The sequence below is a fragment of the Vibrio sp. 10N.261.52.C2 genome (assembly GCF_041471425.1).
Taxonomy (GTDB): domain Bacteria; phylum Pseudomonadota; class Gammaproteobacteria; order Enterobacterales; family Vibrionaceae; genus Vibrio; species Vibrio crassostreae_C.
Window position 1 is genome coordinate 1 of record NZ_JBFROH010000115.1, and the last position, 1604, is coordinate 1604.

Annotated in this window: 1 protein-coding gene and 1 pseudogene; both read left to right on the forward strand. The window is 44.0% G+C overall.

All coding sequences use genetic code 11. From position 1 onward, the window contains the following. Nucleotides 1-145: 145 nt before the first annotated feature. Complete coding sequence (gltS, locus tag AB4307_RS21975; RefSeq protein WP_017061004.1) at nucleotides 146-1354, forward strand: sodium/glutamate symporter; 1209 nt, start codon at nucleotides 146-148, stop codon at nucleotides 1352-1354. 98 nt (nucleotides 1355-1452) lie between these two features. Further along, nucleotides 1453-1604 (forward strand): annotated as a pseudogene (locus AB4307_RS21980) (pyridoxal kinase); the annotation flags it as partial.

Genomic DNA, 1604 nt, shown 5'->3' on the forward strand with positions numbered 1-1604 from the left:
CACCACGAGTACGAGCTAATTGGCCGTGCAACACGCACTGTGTTGGATGAGTACTTCCAAGAGTTCTCTGCGTAATTCGTAGTTGCTAGAAAATATAAGCCCCGTCAAGTCGGGGCTTTTTTATTCGGTTGTTTAGGTCGTGATAATGAATGTAATTTCTGTAAATGCCGTTGAATCTGCCATTTTGGCACTCTTGATGTTGTTGTTTGGTGAGGTAACCAAAAAACACACACCAATATTAAGTAAATATCATATCCCAGGGCCGGTGATTGGTGGGTGCATCGCAGCCTTAATTACTACTTGCTTATATCGCATGGGAATGGAGTTCGAATTTGAACTTCCTTATAAAGAGACGTTGATGCTGATGTTTTTCGCAGGCATTGGTTTAAGCGCAAATATCAAGCAGCTATTCCAAGGTGGACGCTTGTTCGTTGTCTTTCTCGGAATCGCCGTTGTTTATATTATTTTTCAGGACGCTATTGGTGTCGCTGCAGCCTCGTTCTTAGGGCTGGATCCTAAGCTAGGACTGATGACGGGCTCTATCACCCTATCAGGTGGGCATGGTACAGGTGCTGCATGGGCGTCGATGTTTCATGACCATTTTGGTGTCGATAATGCACTCGAAATCGCGATGGCCTGTGCCACTTTTGGTCTTGTGATTGGCGGTATTATCGGAGCGCCTTTAGGCACGTATTTGGTTGAAAAAAATCAACTTTCAACACCGAACGTACATGCAGCAGATGTGGAACACAAAAAGGCCCATCACATGCCGACTAAGGGCAATGTACTACATGGCATCGGAAGCGTTGTTCTTTTAGCATGCTGTGTTGAGCTCAGCCAAATGCTACATAGTTTAGTGCTTGTGCTCGATGTGCATTGGCTGAACATGGTGCCAAATTTCGTCTATGCGTTATTTGTTGGTGCACTATTCTCAACACTATTTAGCGAGAGCAAACCTGCCAAGATTGCGATGGTCGAAGTGGCACGTTTAAGCTCAATTGCCCTAAGTGTCTTCTTATCTATGGCATTGCTTGAAATCAAACTTTGGCAGCTGTTTGATATGGCGTTGTCGCTGGTGGTTATCCTAACGATTCAAACATTGTTTACTATTGTGTTTGTTACGTCCGTTACCTATAAGCTACTCGGTAAAAATTATGATGCCGCGGTGATGGCAAGTGGTCATGCGGGCTTTGGTTTGGGTGCGACACCGACAGCCATGCTCAATATGAATGGTATCACGGGTTACTACGGCCCATCGCCACAAGCGTATTTTATCGTGCCGTTAATTGGTGCGTTCTTTATCGATCTCTCAAACCTAATCGTTATAGAGACATTCTTACATTTCATGTCTTGATGGATCTTCCCCATCAAAGGGGATTACCAAAGTTCAGTACTTTGACTTTAAAATTTACTCAAGACATCAAAAACTATATTCAGAAGAGGAGTGACGGTTTGAAAGGTGTAATTTCAATTCAGTCTCATGTGGTCTTTGGCCATGCTGGCAATAGCTCTGCCGTTTTTCCTATGCAACGTATGGGACTCGAAGTATGGCCTATCCATACGGTACAATTTTCCAACCACACACAATATCAACAAGGTTGGAC